General features: G+C 35.3%; 1 protein-coding gene. It reads right to left on the minus strand.

Annotation, left to right across the window (positions count from 1 at the left end; translation table 11 throughout):
- Positions 1 to 668 precede the first annotated feature (668 nt).
- Positions 669 to 1742, minus strand: a complete 1074-nt coding sequence (locus VSA01S_RS19635; RefSeq protein WP_039983284.1) for a hypothetical protein — start codon at positions 1740 to 1742, stop codon at positions 669 to 671.
- Positions 1743 to 2055: the final 313 nt, after the last annotated feature.

Here is a 2055-nt window from a genome sequence, read left to right on the forward strand (position 1 = left end):
AGCCTTAATCTAGCATATTGAAGCCGTACCTTTCTCAATCAAAATACTCAACAAACCTCTGATAATAGGTGTTTTTATTATTTTAATAGCGATATTAACAAAACACTTAAAAGTCAATATAAAGTTAGGACCAATGCACAAACACTGACACAATAATGACAAAATAATTGATTGCTTTTTGATCACAACTTCTATTTCTAGCTGTGTGCAGTGTAGAAATGAGCTTGTTGCAGAAACCTCGAATAAAGGCAGTTTGATTTTTGGTTACGTTGTGATGAGCCGAAGCTGAGGGTGCAAGAGAGAGCCGCCTTCCGCAGTGAACTTTTCAGTCTCTTTGGAATTTACGCATGAAAAGAGGTGCTCAGTTAGGCACCTCAGACACATCTTCAGTTTTGCCAGTAAGTGCCTCATGAGGACTTTAACTAATTTTTATTATTGAATTTAACCAATATCAATATAATAAGGGTTAATGAAAGATAATAACCACCGAATGCGATAAAAAATAGATTATCTGTTATCCGATCAATATCCTGGCCAATAGTGGAGCAATCTTCTGGTAATTTATATTTAATTAATAACATTAAATCCGTGAACGGAAGAAAAAGGACAATGCTATATAGAAAAATTAAAAATAATATAAATATCCATTTAACCATCATTTTACCTACTTAATCGCTACTAGAAGAGCCAAAAAAACTAGCTTGATTTGTGATAATACCAAATACTATGTCCTTTTTGCTTGGTTTCTTTATCTTTAAGTTATTTGGATTGTCTAAAAACATTTTCATCTCTTTTGTTACATCAATAACAAGCATATCAAAGTTTAATGAAGCATTTTTTAGATAATCGCTTAGTGAAACTGGGATCGTAAAACTTTGATCAAGCTCAACTCCAAGTATCGAATCTTCAAAGATTTTAGTACCAGATTTATCTAAGGCGTCTACTATTGTGGTTGTACAGTTGTTTTCAAACAAGCTATATTCATTAATAACTCTTCCACTTTTTAAGGTTAGTTCTCCTTCTGTAGAATCGGGGTAGTCATCACTGTCTTCCCAAATATCATTTAAGTAATTAAAAACATCCGATTTATTTACATCCGTTATTTTAAATACTCGAGCTCCTTTTGCAAAAATTTGCTCTCTTAAATATGGTTTACAGTCCTCATTTGAGGCTTTAATCAAAACACCATCCCCCATAGTCCCCAAAGTATTAGGGTAAATATCATCGTAGCGCCCATAAGAAAACATTGTTATATCAGAATCATGCACTGTTAATAAAGCATGTCCAGTGCCTATTGTTTCAATCCAAACAAAAACTCCATCTTCTACTACATCTTGTCGATTGTGAACTTTTGCAACTGCATCATCACCAACTTTTTTGACCTTAGTTGGCTCAGTATCTGTCGCTCCATTAGAGGTAGGCCTATAAGAATTATTTATACGTTCAATAAGGCTTTTGGCGCTTTGGTTACCTGAATCTTGAATTTGAAGAATGCTTTCCTCAAACTGTTTAGACTTTTCTATCGTGGTCTTTGAATATTCGTTTTGTGCTTCATATACTGAGGAAAACTGCTTTCGTTTAACCTTGGTAGACGAAACTATCGGGTTTTGTCCCATCGCTTGTTGCGTCGCTGTTTGAGCATTAAACATCTCTACGGCTTGATCATAAGTCACATGACATGTTTCCCAATACATCGATGTGCGACTAGGAAAAGGAAAACTTTGGCCTGGGGGTTTAGGCATACTAACCTCATTGAATTACGTTTTTAGTTATACTACTAAATTTTATAAATTCATAGTACTCAAAAGACTAGGCAAAACGTGCTTTCTATAGGCAGAATGTCTGTTACATCGGCCTGATACAAAATTCGACTTAAGACTCTCCCCCGTGTATCCAACCTAGCGCCAAATCAAACCCTTCAGGCGTGATATTCACATACCAGTCCAACTCTTCTTTCGTACGCATAATGAGCTTGTTGCAAAACCCTCACAACCCGCCAGACTTTAACTATGATTGATCACTGAACTATGTATTTTTGTCAAATCTTGATGAGCC

Source organism: Vibrio sagamiensis NBRC 104589 (assembly GCF_007990935.1).
GTDB classification, from domain to species: Bacteria; Pseudomonadota; Gammaproteobacteria; order Enterobacterales; family Vibrionaceae; genus Vibrio; species Vibrio sagamiensis.